Origin of the sequence: Cryptosporangium arvum DSM 44712, assembly GCF_000585375.1 — a bacterium.
GTDB classification, from domain to species: domain Bacteria; phylum Actinomycetota; class Actinomycetes; order Mycobacteriales; family Cryptosporangiaceae; genus Cryptosporangium; species Cryptosporangium arvum.
Genome location: NZ_KK073874.1, coordinates 3451379 through 3466825, shown reverse-complemented (window position 1 = coordinate 3466825; position 15447 = coordinate 3451379). Strand labels below are relative to the sequence as shown.

Annotated in this window: 11 protein-coding genes; 7 read left to right on the top strand and 4 right to left on the bottom strand. The window is 70.9% G+C overall.

Going from position 1 to position 15447, the window contains the following annotated elements:
* Positions 1-5: 5 nt before the first annotated feature.
* Together CRYAR_RS16000 and CRYAR_RS15995 are read right to left on the bottom strand one after the other, a co-directional pair.
* Complete coding sequence (locus CRYAR_RS16000) at positions 6-428, bottom strand: MerR family transcriptional regulator (RefSeq protein WP_035851703.1); 423 nt, start codon at positions 426-428, stop codon at positions 6-8.
* 58 nt (positions 429-486) lie between these two features.
* A complete protein-coding gene (locus tag CRYAR_RS15995; RefSeq protein ID WP_035851701.1) occupies positions 487-1404 on the bottom strand; it encodes an AraC family transcriptional regulator in 918 nt (305 codons plus the stop codon).
* Between the two features lie 108 nt (positions 1405-1512).
* On the opposite strand from CRYAR_RS15995, the gene CRYAR_RS15990 reads away from it, so the two are divergent.
* The 6 genes from CRYAR_RS15990 to CRYAR_RS15965 all read left to right on the top strand — a co-directional run bounded on the left by CRYAR_RS15990 (position 1513) and on the right by CRYAR_RS15965 (position 8733).
* Positions 1513-2265 carry an SDR family NAD(P)-dependent oxidoreductase gene (locus CRYAR_RS15990; RefSeq protein ID WP_051570338.1) on the top strand — a complete coding sequence of 251 codons (753 nt, stop codon included), beginning with the start codon at positions 1513-1515 and terminating at the stop codon, positions 2263-2265.
* A 30-nt stretch (positions 2266-2295) separates the two neighbouring features.
* Positions 2296-3615: an NAD(P)/FAD-dependent oxidoreductase gene (locus tag CRYAR_RS15985; protein WP_035851700.1), complete on the top strand. Its 1320-nt coding sequence runs from the start codon at positions 2296-2298 to the stop codon at positions 3613-3615.
* Positions 3616-3653: 38 nt separating this feature from the next.
* Positions 3654-4250 (top strand): sigma-70 family RNA polymerase sigma factor, encoded by a 597-nt coding sequence (locus CRYAR_RS15980; RefSeq protein WP_035863132.1) that lies wholly within the window; start codon positions 3654-3656, stop codon positions 4248-4250.
* Between the two features lie 99 nt (positions 4251-4349).
* Entirely contained in the window at positions 4350-6836 is a 2487-nt protein-coding gene (locus tag CRYAR_RS15975; RefSeq protein ID WP_084700559.1) for an AAA family ATPase, read from the top strand.
* Positions 6833-7576 (top strand): SDR family oxidoreductase, encoded by a 744-nt coding sequence (locus CRYAR_RS15970; RefSeq protein ID WP_035851699.1) that lies wholly within the window; start codon positions 6833-6835, stop codon positions 7574-7576. Before CRYAR_RS15975 ends, CRYAR_RS15970 begins: the two co-directional genes overlap by 4 nt.
* A complete protein-coding gene (locus CRYAR_RS15965) occupies positions 7573-8733 on the top strand; it encodes an FAD-dependent monooxygenase (RefSeq protein WP_035863117.1) in 1161 nt (386 codons plus the stop codon). Before CRYAR_RS15970 ends, CRYAR_RS15965 begins: the two co-directional genes overlap by 4 nt.
* Here CRYAR_RS15965 and CRYAR_RS15960 read toward each other — a convergent pair.
* Positions 8725-11751, bottom strand: a complete 3027-nt coding sequence (locus tag CRYAR_RS15960) for an AAA family ATPase (RefSeq protein WP_157017749.1) — start codon at positions 11749-11751, stop codon at positions 8725-8727. The genes CRYAR_RS15965 and CRYAR_RS15960 overlap by 9 nt on opposite strands.
* Here CRYAR_RS15960 and CRYAR_RS15955 point away from each other — a divergent pair.
* Positions 11637-14417: an AAA family ATPase gene (locus tag CRYAR_RS15955; protein ID WP_342673867.1), complete on the top strand. Its 2781-nt coding sequence runs from the start codon at positions 11637-11639 to the stop codon at positions 14415-14417. The genes CRYAR_RS15960 and CRYAR_RS15955 overlap by 115 nt on opposite strands.
* On the opposite strand, the gene CRYAR_RS15950 is transcribed toward CRYAR_RS15955, so the two are convergent.
* Positions 14414-15436: a DUF4331 family protein gene (locus CRYAR_RS15950; RefSeq protein WP_035851693.1), complete on the bottom strand. Its 1023-nt coding sequence runs from the start codon at positions 15434-15436 to the stop codon at positions 14414-14416. The two genes, CRYAR_RS15955 and CRYAR_RS15950, sit on opposite strands and share 4 nt — an antisense overlap.
* Positions 15437-15447: the final 11 nt, after the last annotated feature.

Below are 15447 nucleotides of genomic sequence, written 5' to 3'. Positions count from 1 at the left end.
CCAACTCACCTCAACTCGGATGCGGCCCGGGTGACCTCGTCGATCGCCCGTTCTTCGGCCGCGCCGTCGCCGCGCTCCCTGGACCCCCACAGCAGCACCTTCGCCTCGAGGTACCGCTGTCGACTGCGCAGCGTGTCGATCTGTTCGGCGATCCGGGCCGCGTGCTTCTCGAACAGCTCGCGCTGGCGTCCCGCCGCGTCGGGGGCGTCCGACATTCCGCGCAGGTAGGCACGCATGTCGTCGATGCCCATCCCGGCCGTGCGCAGGCACGCCAGGGCCTCGATCGTCTGCACGATGTCCGGGTCGTAGCGGCGGTGCCCGCTGCTCTCGTCGCGCGGAACGGGCGCGATCAGCCCGATGCGCTCGTAGTACCGGAGCGTCGCCTCGGGCAGCCCGCTCCGGCGCGCGACTTCCTGGATCGGAACCATGCCCCGAGTGTGCAGAACCTGAAGCGCTTCAAGTCAAGGGATGTAGCCGGCCCGGTGATCAGGACGCCGAACGTCGGTAGGTTCCGGGGGAAACGCCGAAGGCCCGGCGGAACGCCTTGCTGAACGCGAACTCGGAGGCATAGCCCACGCGGGCCGCGACGACCGAGAGCGTGCTGTCGTCGGCGTGCAGCATCCGGCCGGCGAGCGTCATCCTCCACCAGGTCAGGTACGTCAGCGGTGGTTGCCCGACGAGGTCGGTGAAGCGGCGGGCGAACACCGGCCGGGACAGACTCGCTACGGACGCTAGGTCCGCGACCGTCCACGATCGCTCGGGCGCGCGTTGGAGGTGAAACAGAGCGCGGCTGATCGCCGGATCGCGGAGGGCCGCCGCCCAGCCTCCGACGCCGCGGTCGGCCTGCCGGTCGTACCAGGTGCGGACGGTATACAGGAGCAGCAGGTCCAGCAACGCGGGAATCGCGGCGCTGGTACCCGGCGCGTCGCCGTCGAGTTCGGCGCCGAGAAGGTCCACGACCGACCGCAGTCGCTGGTCGACGCCCGTCCGCGCGGGGAGGTGCACCGCCTCGGGTAGGCCGGCGATCAACGGGTGCGGACGATTGTGGCGCAAGGCGAACGATCCGCAGAGGACGACGGTCGACGGCTCGCCGTCGGTGCCGATGACAGCGAGGTCCTCGTCTCCCGAAAGCTCCAGAACCGCCACGTCGGGAAGTGGGCTGCCCGGATGGTCGGCGAGACCGTAACCGGAGCCGTTGCGCACGAGGACGACGTCGCCGGTCGTCAGCTCGGTCGGGTTCGCGGCGTCCGGCGGCACGAGCCAGGCCGATCCCTGAAGTACCACGTGGAAACCGAGCCCGGGCCCGCCGGCAACGCGCAGCCCCCACGGGCCGCGGAGCGCGGCCCGGCGGGAAACCGCCGGACCCGCACGCATTGCCATCAGCGCCTCTCCAACTACATCCACCCCCGCAGGATAGACGAACGGATATGAATAGCCGTGATCCAAGACATGGATCGTCTCGTTGACGCCCACTTACGGTGAGTGTGCACATTCACCAGCACGAGGAGCTCCATGTCTCGCACCATCGCCGTCTTCGGCGCCGGCACCGGCCTCGGCAGCGCGATTGCCCGTCGATTCGCCCGTGAGGGCTACCGTGTCGCACTCGTCGCCCGTCGACCGGCGCCGCTCGACGATCTCGTCCGCGAGCTGGCCGCGGGCGGCGTCGAGGCGTACGCGTTTCCGGCCGACCTGACCGCCACCGCGGACGTGCCGGCGCTGCTCGCCGCCGTCGAGGAAAAGCTCGGGCCGATCGACGTCGTGGAATACGCGCCGATCACCACCGCGCCGTTCACCCCCGCAGCCGAGTTGACGCCGGAGGCGCTCCAGCGCTACCTCGACCTCTACGTGTTCACGCCGATGGCGATCGTGCGCTCGGTCGTGCCGGGCATGATCGCACGCGGCGACGGCGCGATCCTGGTGACGCACGGCGCCTCCGCGGTCGAGCCGATGCCCGGTATGAGCGGCGTCGGCCCGGCGATGGCGGCCGCCCGCAACTACCTGGCCTCATTGCACGGCGAACTGGCCGACCACGGCGTCTACGTGGGAACGATCAACGTCAACGCGTTGGTCCGCGGTAGCGCCGGGCACCGGGCCATCACCTCCGGCGAACTACCCGTGGCACTGCCGCCCGGGGTGGAGCTGCCGAGCATCGCCCCGGAGGAACTGGCGGACGCGTACTGGGAAATGGTCGCCCACCGCCGGCGCTTCGAGGCGACGATTCCTGCGCTCGTGGGTGTCACGTTCTCGTCCGCGCCGGCGTCCTGAGGACGACAACGGACACACGAGGAGCCTGACATGACCGAGCAGGCGCGGCACCGGGTCGTGATCGTCGGCGCTGGTTTCGGCGGGCTGTACGCCGCCCGGGCCCTGAAGCGAGCCCCGGCGGACGTCACTCTGATCAACGGGACCAACCACCACATCTTCGAGCCGCTCATCTACCAAGTGGCAGCCGGCATCCTCTCCCCCGGCGAGGTCGCCGTTTCGGTCCGCGAGGTGGTCCGCAGGCAGCGGAACACCGAGTTCGTGCTCGGCACCGTCACCGACGTGGACCCGTCGTCCAGGAACGTCACCGTGACCGCGTCCGACGGCACCACTCGACGGATCGAGTACGACACGCTCGTCGTCGCGGCGGGCGCCACGCAGTCGTACTTCGGGCACGACGAATACGCCACGTACGCCCCCGGCCTGAAGACGATCGACGACGCACTGGAGATTCGTGGGCGGGTGTTCAGCGCCTTCGAGATGGCCGAACTCGCCACCGACCGCGCGGAACAGCAGCACTGGCTGACGTTCGCGATCGTCGGCGCAGGCCCCACGGGCGTCGAGATGGCCGGGCAGATCGCGGAGATCGCCCACCGCACCCTGCCGGGGCAATACCGGCGCATCGACCCTCGGCAGGCGCACATCGTCCTGCTCGACGCGGTCGACCGGGTGTTGCCGACCTTCGACCCGCGCCTGTCCGCCAAGGCCGAGCGCCGACTGCGCAAGATCGGCGTGGACGTCCGTCTCGGTGCCAGGGTGGTCGGGCTCGACGAACTCGGGGTGAAGGTCGAGACAGTGACCGGAGTCGAGTCCGTCGAGGCGATGACCAAGATCTGGTCCGCGGGTGTCTCCGGCACCGGCCTCGCCGCGCGCCTCGCCGAGGCCACGGGCGCGCCCACCGATCGGGCCGGACGGATCCTCGTCGAGCCCGACCTCACGGTGCCCGGACACCCCGAGATCTTCGTGCTCGGCGAGGCCATGAGCCTGGACCGGCTCCCCGGCGTCGCCCAGGTCGCGATCCAAGGCGGCCGCTACGCGGGTCGCGCCATTGCCCGGCGGCTGAAGGGTGGGCGGGCGAGCAAACCGTTCTCCTACTTCGACAAGGGCAACCTTGCTGCGGTGTCGCGCTTCTTCGCGATCGCCGATCTCGGCCGGATCCGGCTCAGCGGCACCGTCGGCTGGCTGATCTGGCTGGGCGTGCACGTCTGGTATCTGTACGGCCTGCGGAACAAGGCGACGGTACTGCTGCGCTGGACGATCAGCTTCCTGGGCCGGACACGCTCGGAAGCCGTGGTCACCACGCAGCAGGTCACCGCCCGCAATGCTCTCCGGCAACGGGCGAGCGGCACCTGACACTCGTTCGGCACTGCCGCTCCCTAGCGTCCCGGGCCATGAGCACAGACCTGGGTCTCGGCGAGTTCCTGGACGTCCGCGATCGGCTACTGGCCATCGCGCATCACGTCGCCGGCGGAATCGCCGAGGCGGACGACATCGTGCAGGACGCCTGGATGCGCTGGCAGCGCACGGACCGCTCCGTCGTCGTGGACCCCTCGGCTTTCCTGTGCCGGACCACGGCCCGGCTATCGGTGAGTGCGATCCGATCGGCGCGCCGCCGACCGGCGATCCCGGCCGGATCGTGGTTGGAACGCGTCGAGGGGCCGGACGCCGATCCCGCCCGGACCGCCGAACAGGCCGACGACTTACGGTCGGTGGTTCGGCTGCTCACGGACGTCCTCCTGCCCCGGGAACGGGTCATCTACCTCCTGCGGGAGGCGTTCGGGTGGCCGTATCACCAGATCGGTTCCGCTCTCGGCCTCAGCGAAACGAATGCCCGGCAGCTCGCCCGACGTGCCCGGCTGAGGCTCAGCGTGTCCGAGCGGACCCGGGCTCCCGCTGCGCCGGGGGCGCACCTGGTGCTGCTGAGCGCCTTTCTCCGAGCCTCACGGACGGGCGACGCCGCCGCGCTCGTCGCCCTCGCGTCGGCCTGAACGGCCCTGGCACTCGATCGTCACTCGTCCCGCACCGGGCGTTCCTAGCGTTGCCCGCATGACCGACCGGCCCGGCCCGCCTGAACTCGTCCCGAGTCGGTGCCGGCTCACGCTACCTGCGGGTACGGCCCGCTAGAGTTCGATCGTGTCCGCACCCGTTCGGACCTTCGTGGACGAACCGCTGAGCTCGAGGCCTTACGAAGGCTCTTCGACGGAGGGCGTGAGGGCGCCAGCGCGACTCTTGTAGTACACGGAGAGGCGGGCATCGGGAAGACCGCGCTGACACACACGGCGCTCGCCCGGTTCGGCGAAGGCCTCCGCGTCGAATGCACCGTCGGCGTCGAGTCGGAGATGGAACTGCCGTACGCCGGGCTTCACATGCTGTTGTTCGGCCTGCTCGACCGGGTCGGGAGTCTGCCGGAGCCCCGGCGGGACGCGCTGGAGGTGGCCCTCGGGCTCCGCGCCGGCCCGGTGCCGGGCCCGTTCCTGATCGGGCTGTCCGTGCTGGTTTTCGTGATGCGGACGATCGGCGCCGTGTTCTCACGACTTCCCGAACTGGCGCTCACCGGTCTCGCCGAAGCGGACGCCAAGCGGCTGCTCGCCCAACTGGTGGTCGCACCCATCGACGGCCGGATCCGGGACCAGATTCTCGCGGAGGCCAAGGGCAATCCCCTGGCGCTCCGCGAACTCCCGCTCGGACGGTCCCCGGCCGACCTGGCCGGTGGCTTCACGGTGAACGACGCGATGCCGCTGGCCACCCGCATCGAGAACAGCCTGCTCGACCGGATCAGCGGCCTCCGGGCGGACGCCCGCCAGGTAATGCTGCTCGCTGCGGCGGACCCGACGGGCGACCCGTCGCTGCTCCGGCGGGCGGTCCGCGCGCTGTCGATCGACGGGGAGGCGGTCGAGGAAGCCGAGCGTACCGGCGACCTCACGATCGACTCCCGCGTGGAGTTCCGCCATCCGCTGATCAGATCGGGCATCTACCGGGCCGTGTCACCCCCCGAGCGCCGTCGGTCGCACGCGGTACTGGCCGAGGCGACTATCGCCGAGGACGATCCGGACCGCCGTGCCTGGCATCGCGGCTATGCCACCGTCGAACCGGACGAGAGCGTCGCCGCCGAACTCGACGGATCGTCGGTCCGCGCGCGCCGCCGCGGTGGTGTCTCGGCAGCCGCCGCCTTCCTCGAACGCGCCGCGGCGCTGAGCCCGGCACCGTCGGACCGGGCTCGCCGCATGCTCGCCGCGGCGCAGGCCAAGCTCGATGCCGGTGCGCCGGAGGCCGCTCGGATACTGCTGGAGAACCTGCCGGTCGCTGCTCTCGACCGCCGCGGGTCAGGGCTGGCCGGTCTGCTGCTGGCACAGGCCGACTTCGCCCGAAGCCGCACCCCCGAGATCGCCCACGACATCCTTGCCGCCGCACGGCAGCTCGCGGGCGTGGACGCGGAACTGACCCGCAGCGCCCAGTACGGCGCGCTGCGGGTGGCGATAGCCCAGGGTGGTCGCCCTGACGACGACGCGGACCACGGGCCGGGCGTCGACGGCTATCCCTGGCGGGACATCTGCCAGGAGGTGTTCGACGAGACCGACCCGGACTCGACCCATCCGGTCGACGTCCTGATCCGGGGCCAGGCGCTGATTGAGATCGGCGCGCGGGCGGAGGCCGTACCGGTGCTGCGCACTGCACTCGCCGGGCTGCTCGACTCGCCGGTGGACCTGATCCCGCCGCAGTCGATCGGTCTCGAGGCGATCGCGGCCGCCGACGTCTGGGACGTGCAAACGCTGTTGGCCCTGTGCCAGCGCCAGATCGTGAGCGCACGGTCCGAGGGGCTACTGACCGCATTGCCGATCATCCTGTCGTACGCCGGGACGGCCTGCCTGAACCTGGGCCGGCTCGACAAGGCCGAGCTGCTCGTGGATGAGGTCGACGTGATCGGCGAGGCCATCGGGTACACGTTCCCGCCGCACACCAGGGTGCAGCTCGCGGCCTGGCGGGGAGACTCCGCGGAGGTCGCGCGGCACACGGCGGAGCTCCGGCGGGGCGCAGCCGCGACCGGAGACGGCGCGCCGCTCAGCACCGCGCATTACGCGGAAGCGACTCTGGCCAACGGACTCGGACGGTACGAGGACGCCGTGCGGGCGGGTTCCGTCGAGCTGGCCCACATCCGCCAGGTGACGTTCACGTCGCGAATCGCGTCCGAGCTGGTCGAGGCCGCGACGCAGACCGGCGCCGAGGACCACCACCACTGTGAGGCAATCGAACGGCTCGGACGCGGTGGCCTCGCCGCTCACCAGGGCCGCGCCCGCCTGGCGTACGGGGAATGGCTGCGTCGGCAGCGCCGTCGAGTCGACGCCCGCGAGCAGCTTCAGGCCGCTCACAGCGTCCTGTCGAGTCGCGGCGCGGCCGGATTCGCGGCCCGCGCGAAGAGTGCGCTGGAGGCGACCGGCGGGACGGTCCACAGCCGCAAAGCCGACCCCGAGAACGTGCTGACTTCGCAGGAGGCGAACGTCACTCAATCCGCACTGAGTGTTCCTAGCGTGTGGGCGCATCGAACGGTCGTCCACGCGGGAGGAACACAGTCATGAAGATCGTCGTCGTCGGAGGAGCCGGCCGGGTCGGCCGTAGCGTCGTCGCCAACTTGCGGGACCAGGGGCACGAGGTGGTCGCCGCGGACATCACGACCGGGTTCGACACCATTACCGGCACCGGTCTGGACGCCGCTCTGGAGGGCGCGGCGGCGACCCTGGACGTCACCAATTCGCCCGACATGTCGGAGGGCCCGGCCACCGACTTCTTCCGGACCTCCACCCGCAACCTGCTGACCGCCGAAAGCAAAGCCGGGGTCGGGCACCACGTCACGTTGTCCATCGTCGGGGTCGACCGCCCCCACGAGTTGGGCTACTACCGGGCCAAGCTGGCGCAGGAACAGGCCGTGCACGAGGGCGACGTGCCGTACACCATCGTGCGATCCACGCAGTTCTTCGACTTCCTCGCGATGCTGGTCGACAACAGCGTCGAGGGAGGCACCGTACGGCTGCCGGGCACGCTGGTGCAGCCGATCGCCGTGCCCGACCTGGTGAACGCGCTGGCGACGACCGTGACGGGTCCGGCCGCCCAGGGCATCGTGGAGGTCGCCGGGCCCGAGGCGATGGCGTTCGACGAGTTCGCCCGCCGGCTGAGCGCGGTCCGAGGCGACGAGCGCACGGTCGTCACCGACCCGTCGGCGACACCGTTCTTCGGCGTGCCCCTCGGCGAGCGGCTCCTGCTTCCCGGGGCCGGAGCCAAGCTGGGCAACACCGGTCTGGCGGAGTGGTCGGCCCGATGACCGGGCAGCGCCGAGTCCTGGTGGTCGGCCTCGGGATCTCGGGGATGGCCACCGCGATCAGGCTCCACGAGGCGGGATGGACGCCGGTCGTCGTGGAGCGCTCCCCGGAACGCCGGACCGGCGGCTACTTCGTCGGGCTCTTCCCGGTCGGCAAGGCGGCAGCGGCGCGGCTCGGCGTGCTCGCGCACATGCATCTACGCACGCCGCCCGAACACCACACCTGGACGGTGGACCGGGCCGGCAGACGCCACCACAGCGCCGGGTTCCTGGACCAGCCGGGCAATCCGGAGGGGGTGATGCGCGGCGACATCGAGGAGGCACTGCGGAAACGGATCGAGGGCCGGATCGAGGTGCGTTTCGCCACGGTGCCGGTCGCGGTGCAGCAGACGGCGGAAGCGGCCCGGGTGACGCTGCTCGACACCGGGGGTGACCGGACCTACGAGGAGGACTACGACCTCGTGGTCGGAGCGGACGGTCTGCGCTCGACCGTACGCCGGCTGGTCTTCGGCCCGGACGAGAAGTTCATGCGGTCCATGCACGCCATCGTCTGCGCGTTCTCCCTCGGCCATCAGGTGCCTGGTTACCCCGACAGCGACCAGGTGATCCTCGCCCAACCGGGACGCTCCCTGTGGATCTTCCCGTTCCGCGATCGCACTCCCACCGCGCTGTTCGCCTACCGGACGCGAGACGTCGACGCGGAGTTCCGGAACGACGCGATCACCACGCTCACTTCCCGTTTCGCCGGGCTGGACGGTGGGGGCATGGTCGCCTACGCGCTCGATCAGCTGCGGCGTCAACCCGACCGCTTGTTCGACTCCGTACACCAGGTACGGATGCCGCGCTGGCACGACGGGCGGGTCGTGCTACTGGGTGACTCGGCCTGGTGCCTCACGCTCTACTCCGGCATGGGCGCCAGCGCGGGAATGATCGGCGGGGTCGCGCTCGGCGACGCGCTGGCCGCGCATCCGGACGACCTCCCCGCAGCGTTCACCGCCTGGGAGAAGCGGATGCGACCGCTGGTCCGCAAGCATCAGCTTCTCGCCCATCTGAAGGCGCAGTTCTTCGTGCCGTCCAACCCGTTTCTGGCCTGGGTGCGAGGAAAGGTCGTCGCGGTGGTCGCCAGGCGCCTGACCGCCGCCCAGCGGCAGTCAGCGTGAGCTGCGGGTCTGCGCGGCAACACCCGTTGTCTCCGGCTCCGGGCGATCCCGAACGAGCGCTGCCAACTCGGCCCGCCCACGGATTCCGAGCTTCGCGTAGGCGTTCGACAGGTGGGTTCCGACAGTGCGTGGCGACAGCGCGAGGCGGCCCGCGATGTCCCGGTTCGACAGGCCGCCGCCCGCCAGCCGGGCGACTTGTCGCTCCTGCGGTGTCAGGACAACCCGGCCGGGGTGGCCGTCCGAATCCATGCCGGACGATTCCACGGCGCCGCCGGCCGCACGCATCTCCGCCGCCGCGCGGTCACGCCAGGGGACCGCTTCCACCCGGGCGAACACCGCCATCGCCGCTGCGAGATGCGAGCGGGCCCGGATCTTGTGACGGCCTCGACGCAGCCATTCGCCGTAGGCCAGGCGCGTCCGAGCCCACTCCACCGGAAATCGCTCTTCGCCGGGAACAGCGAGAGCGGCGTCGAACAGCGCGCTCTCCCCGCCGAGTGCGCGGGCTCGCAGCGTCAGGTGGCGCAGCAGATCCGAGGCGAAGACATCCGCGTCCTCGGCGACACTCTTCACCGTGTCCACCACGGCGAATCCCCTGTCCAGCTTGCTCGCGGCCTCGGCCAGGTCACCGATCGTGGCTCCGGCCCAGATGCGGTGCTCGGCCACCCCGAGCAGCGCGTGTACGGCGTCCGCCGGTCGACCCTGGACCAGGGCGACGGCGGCACGCGCCGACGCCACCTCGGTGAGGGTCGCCGGATGGGGATGTGCCAGATGGGCCAGGCGAGTGCTGCGGGTGAGGGCCTCCGCAGCAGCGGGAACGTTGCCCTGCCAGGCGTACACCCGGGCGGCGGTCGCGGCCGACGAGGCCGCGACCTCGGTCAGGTCGAGTCGGACGGCGAGTCGGTGGACATCCTCCGCCTCCGCCAGCGCCTCGGCGAACGCGCCGGTCAGGGTCAGCAGCGATGCGTGGCGGACCATCGACATGCATCGTTCGAGCAACGAACTGTCGGTGACTGACGCCGCGACTGCGGCCCGGTAGCACCGCTCCGCTTCGGGGATCAACCGCAGCGCCTCGGCGGCACCCCCCATGCCGACCATCAGATACGTGGACTCGAGCTCCGCGGCCGGTCCGCTGAGCCGTCGAACGATCGGGATCAGTTCGCGTGCGTGTCGCTGGGGTGCGACCACGGACAACGTGATGACGCGCAGCGGATCGTCCGCCGCCGAACCGAGCCGAAGCGTCGCTCCCTCGATCCGCTCCGCTTTCCCGCCCGGGTCACCGGAGTTGTAGACGTCCATCGCGGCGATCATCGTGGCGAGCCCCCGGTGGGTGGACGGTAGCTCGGGAAGGCCGTCCAGCAGGTCGTCGGCGCTCAGACCGGGGACGTCGTTCATGAGCCGCGCGTAATACTCCGGAAGGATCAGATCAGGAACGGCGGCCGGGCCGTCGGCGAGCGATCGGGCCTCCGAGATCAGCTGGGCGCCGAGCCGCCGATGCCCGGAACGCAGCGCCGCGTCGGCCGCCAGGCCGAGACGGTATGCGGCGGCGTCACTCGCGGTGGAGAGCCGGGCCGCCCACTCGTAGGCAGTCGCGGCCCTGGCGACGGTCCCGCTCCTCCTAGCCTTTTCGCCGATGGCGTGCAGGCGCGCAGCCAGCAGATCGTCGCGGCCCTCGGTCGCCGCGGCGCGATGCCACACCACCCGGTCCGAATCGGGAGTCAGGGTATCGGCGAACGCCCTGTGCACCTCCACCCGCGCCGCCGGCGACGCCGTGCCGTAGTGCACTGCCCGGGTCAGCGGGTGACAGAAAAGAACCTCGCCGCGCTCCACGGTCACCACGCCCGCCTGCTCGGCGGGGCACAGGTCGGAACGCGTCAGCCCGAGCACGGCGGCGGCGCGCCAGAGCTCGCCCTCCTCACCCGGAAGATCAGCGATGTCGCCGTCAAACGCCGCGACGAGCAGCAACAGGCGCGACGTCCGGCGAGGAAACTTGTGCCGGGAGACCCCGAAAGCCTGCGTCAGCCGGACCGGGAAATCGATCAGGTCGTACCGGCACGTACCCAGGGGTACGTTGTGATCCATCAGGTTCCGGGACCATTCGGCCAGTGCCAGCGGATTGCCCTGCGCGAGGTCCCGCACGACGTCGCGATCGACCGCGGCGAGCCGAGGGGCCACGGCCTCGACGAGTGCGGACGCGGCGGCGTCCGACAGCCCGGCGAGGTCCCACCGGGCCACCCCCAGCGGGCCGGCAGTGCCGGTGCCTGCCGCCGCCAGCACGACCAGCGGCGCCTCTCCCCGGTGCTCCAGTACGTGCTCGACGACATCGACGCTGTCGGGGTCGAGCGCATCGAAATCGTCGAGCACGAGCAGCACGGGCGTCCGGGAGGCCGCCCGAACGAGCAGGCCGAGTGCGGCTCGGCGGACCAGCGAGTGGCACGGTGACGGTCCGTCCGAGATCCCGAAAAGCGTCTCCATGGCCTGCCGCTCGCTCGGCGGCAGCTCTGGGGTCCCGGACAAGAGTGGATGGAGCGCCTGATGAAGCCCGCTGTAGCGCAGGGCCTGCTCGTGCTGGACGCCGCGGCACCACAGCACCGTGTAGCCCTGCTGTCCCGCCCGGTGTGTGCTCTCGCGTAGCAGCGCCGTCTTGCCGATCCCACTCTCACCTCGAAAGAACAGCCCCGGCCGGGTGCGGTTCAGCACCTCGTCGATGACTGCCAACTCGGCCTCGCGGCCTACCAGCTCATCGTGCACGTTCCCTCCTGACCGCTGTCGCCAACGGTTCCGACGATGTCGCACACCGCACCGCCCCCGCGTCACAGGAAGACCCCGGCGTCGATAGGGTTCGTTCGTGTTCGCATCCGTGGTCCCACAGCCGACACACTGCGTTCGCATCCGTGGTTGAGCGCATCCGGCGTGCCACGGTCGGCGCGCACAACGAGTCGGACCTGCCGGGCCGCGCCGCGGAGCTGGGGGTTTTCCGCACTCTGTTCGACGACGCCCGTGCCGGTACCAGCTCGGCACTCGTCGTGCAGGGCGACCCGGGCATCGGGAAGACCGCGCTTGCCCAGGCCGCGCTCGCCCGGTTCACCGACGAGATCCGGGTCGAGCGCACGGTCGGCGTCGAATCGGAGATGGAGCTGCCGTACGCCGGCCTGCACCAACTGCTCGCGGGCATGCTCGACCGGGCCGAAAGCCTGCCCGCACCCCAGCGTGACGCGTTGGAGACGGCCCTCGGCTTCCGTACCGGCGCCGCGCCGAGCTCCTTCCTGATCGGTCTTGCCGTACTCGGGCTGCTCACCGAGGTAGCCGCCGACGGACCGGTCTGCTGCCTGATCGACGACACGCAGTGGCTCGACGAGGCATCTCGCCAGGCGCTGGCCTTCAGCGCGAGGCGGCTGGGCTCCGAGGGCATCGCTCTGGTCTTCGTGATGCGGACGGTCGACGCGTCGTTCCGAGGACTTCCCGGGCTCGCGGTGACCGGCCTGAACGACGACGACGCTCGGCGGTTACTGAAGCAGCTCCTGCCCGGGCAGATCGACACCCGGGTCCGTGACCGTCTGGTCGCCGAGGCGCGCGGTAACCCGCTCGCGCTCCGCGAGCTGCCGTCGGCGCTGGGCCCGACCGAGATGGCCGGGGGTTACACGGTGGCGGCAACCGCGCCACTGGCCTCCCGGATCGAGAAGAGCCTGCTGGATCAACTCAGCGATCTACCGCCGGCCGCCCGGCGAGTGCTCCTGGTCGCCGCGGCGGACCCGACCGGTGATCCTCATCTGCTCCGGCTGGCGGTCCGCGCGCTGTCGCTCAGCTCGGACGCGATCGACGTGGCGGAACACTCCGGCGCACTCACCGTTGGCGCGCGCGTCGAATTCCGGCACCCGCTGGTCCGGTCGGCGATCTATCGCGATGCACCACCGCCCGACCGTCGCCAGGCACACGCCGCGCTCGCCGAGGCGACGCCCGTCGAGAACGATCCGGACCGGCGCGCGTGGCACCGCGGTCACGCCGCCGTCGAGCCCGACGAGGACATCGCCGACGCGCTCGACCGGTCGGCGGTGCGGGCTCGCGGCCGGGGCGGAGTCGCTGCTGCGGCGGCGTTCCTGGAGCGTGCGGCCGCACTCAGTCCCCTACCGGGCGACCGGGCCCGCCGCCTGCTGGCCGCGGCGCAGGCGAAGCTCGACGCCGGGGCTCCCGACGCGGCTGAAACGTTGCTGAGCGTCCTGCCGACCGATGCGCTCGACCCGCTCGGGGCGGCCCGCGTCGATCTCCTCCGAGCACAGGTCGACTGGGCCCGTCGGGGCAGCCCGGACATCGCTCGCGACATCCTCGCCGTCGCCAGGCGGTTGAGCCCGCTGGACCCGGCCCTCGCCCGCAGCGCCTACTACGACGCGCTGTTCGCGGCGATCTTCGCCGGCGGCCTCACCGACCTCGACGCGGACGGTGACGTCTACCCGTGGAGCGACGTCTGCCGCGTGGTGTACGACGCGACCGATCCCGACTCCACCAACCCCGTCGACCTCCTGCTCCGCGGACAGGCGCTGATCGGGCTCGGGGCACGGGTGGAAGCGATTCCGGTGCTCCGGTCGGCCATCGCCGGACTTCTCGACGCGCCGGAAGCCCTGATCCCACCTCAGACCGCGGGTCTGGACGGCGTCGCCGCCATCGACGTCTGGGACGCGGACGCGTTACTGGCCCTGAACGAGCGGCACATCGAGCTCGCGCGAGCCGACGGGCTGCTGACCGTTCTGCCGATGGTCCTGTCCTTGGCCGGCTCCGCTCTGCTCGTCCAAGGAAGGCTGGACGACGCCCAGCTGATCGTGGACGAGATCGACGTGATCAAGGAGGCGATCGGTCATCCGTTCCCACGGCATCAACGACTCCTGATAGCCGCTTGGCGCGGCGACCAGGCGGCCGTCGAGGCGCTCGCGGCGGAGCTACGACGGACCGCGATCGCGCACGGTGACGGTTCCGCGTTGAGCATCGCCAACTTCGCCGAAGCGATCCTCGCGAACGGCACCGGCGACGCCGCCGGGGCGCTCCGGGCCGGGCGCGAAGAGATGGGACACATCCGTCAGGTCACCTACACGTCACGGATCCTGGCCGAAGTGATCGAGGCCGCCGTACGGGTAGGTGATCGGGCGACCGCCGATCGCGCCCTCGCCGATCTCACCGATCTCACCGCGCCGATCGGCGGAGACTGGGCTTTGGGCATGCTCGCAGCGGCCCGGGCCCAGTTGGCCGGCGACGAGGCCGAGAAGTACTACTCCGAAGCAATCGACCGGTACCGACGCGGCGGGCTCGCCGTCTACGAGGGGCGTGCGCGGCTAGCTTACGGAGAGTGGCTACGCCGGCAGCGCCGCCGCGTCGATGCCCGGAGCGAGCTCCGCGTTGCGCACGACCTGCTGTCGAGCCGTGGAGCGGCCGCGTTCGCCGCCCGGGCACAGCGCGAACTCGAAGCCACCGGAGAAACGGCCCGGAGCCGCCTGGTCGATCCCGGCGATGCGCTGACGGTGCAGGAAGCGAACGTGGCGCACTTGGTCGTCGACGGTCTGACGAACCGCGAGATCGCCGCACGCTTGTTCCTCAGCGTCCGGACGGTCGAGTATCACCTCCGCAAGGTCTTCCTGAAACGCGGCGTCCAATCGCGGCGTGACCTGGCGGAAGCGCTGCGCTCCGAGGTCACGGGCTAGACGGGCACCACGAAGGGGAACGACGACGATCGTGTCCCGGCGGACAGCTCCGGTGGCAGGCCGGTGCTGACCGCCGAGTTCGTGGCCAGGGAGAACATCACCTCGGGTGCGTTGTCGACGAGGTGGCGACCGTTGAACGCCGCGAAGCCGAACGTCGCCGCCGTGCCGACCCGGTACGGCAACGAATCCGGCACGATGCGGTCGGCGACGCGGGCGGCGTACGCCTCCGGGCGGGACGACGTGCCCAGGCGCCGGACCGCCGCGGCGACCAGCTCCCGGATCGCCGAGCCGTAGTTCGCCGCGTCCCGGCTCGGATGCGTCTCGTTGGCGGTACTCGCGGCGTCGCTGTTCGCGTCGCGGAAGATCGGCCAGATCATCGGCAGGCCCGCCCGGCCGATCGGACGCCAGCCGCCGGCGTCGGTCGCGAGCCGGGTCGTGCTCCACACCCGGATGTCGCGTTCGGCGAACAGCGCACGATCCGAATGGGGAACCCGCAGGACGATGCTCTGCACGGTCGCGTCCGCAAAGGTGTTGGCGGCTTTGCCCGGCAGATAGCCGGTCAGCTCAGCGTCCTCGCCGTGCAGGAACAGCCGGTCGACGGCGGCGAGCTGGTCGAGGTCGAGGAAGAACGGGTCGAGTGCCCGCCCGGTCCAGACGCGGATACCGTCCGGGGAGTCGATCACCTGCCCCGTGCGCCCGTAGACGATCTCGGCCCCTATCGCGGTGTCGTCTCCGGCGGCGTCGCCTTCCAGGCGCCACAGCCGGTACCGCTGTGCGTCCTCGTCCTCCTCGTCGAACGCGAAGCGGAACGTCAGATCTTCGACGTCCGCCTGGTCCAGCTGGATCCGGACCTCATAGCGACCCTCTTCGTGGAAGCCGTGCGGTGTCGTGTCACCGGCTAAGGACGTGCGGGTGTTGAGGACGAAGACCGTGCCGTCGCGGTCGTCGAAAACGTACTGGTCGGTGATGTTGAGCCGCGGGTCCTGGCGGGCGAGGGGTGAGTCGAGGTGATGTGACATGAACCGTCCGT

Bases quoted from the DNA above. Each gene is read 5' to 3' on its own strand.
- CRYAR_RS15950 (WP_035851693.1), bottom strand. From the start codon at position 15,436: ATGTCACATCACCTCGACTCACCCCTCGCCCGCCAGGACCCGCGGCTC.
- CRYAR_RS16000 (WP_035851703.1), bottom strand. From the start codon at position 428: ATGGTTCCGATCCAGGAAGTCGCGCGCCGGAGCGGGCTGCCCGAGGCG.
- CRYAR_RS15990 (WP_051570338.1), top strand. From the start codon at position 1,513: ATGTCTCGCACCATCGCCGTCTTCGGCGCCGGCACCGGCCTCGGCAGC.
- CRYAR_RS15985 (WP_035851700.1), top strand. From the start codon at position 2,296: ATGACCGAGCAGGCGCGGCACCGGGTCGTGATCGTCGGCGCTGGTTTC.
- CRYAR_RS15965 (WP_035863117.1), top strand. From the start codon at position 7,573: ATGACCGGGCAGCGCCGAGTCCTGGTGGTCGGCCTCGGGATCTCGGGG.
- CRYAR_RS15980 (WP_035863132.1), top strand. From the start codon at position 3,654: ATGAGCACAGACCTGGGTCTCGGCGAGTTCCTGGACGTCCGCGATCGG.
- CRYAR_RS15970 (WP_035851699.1), top strand. From the start codon at position 6,833: ATGAAGATCGTCGTCGTCGGAGGAGCCGGCCGGGTCGGCCGTAGCGTC.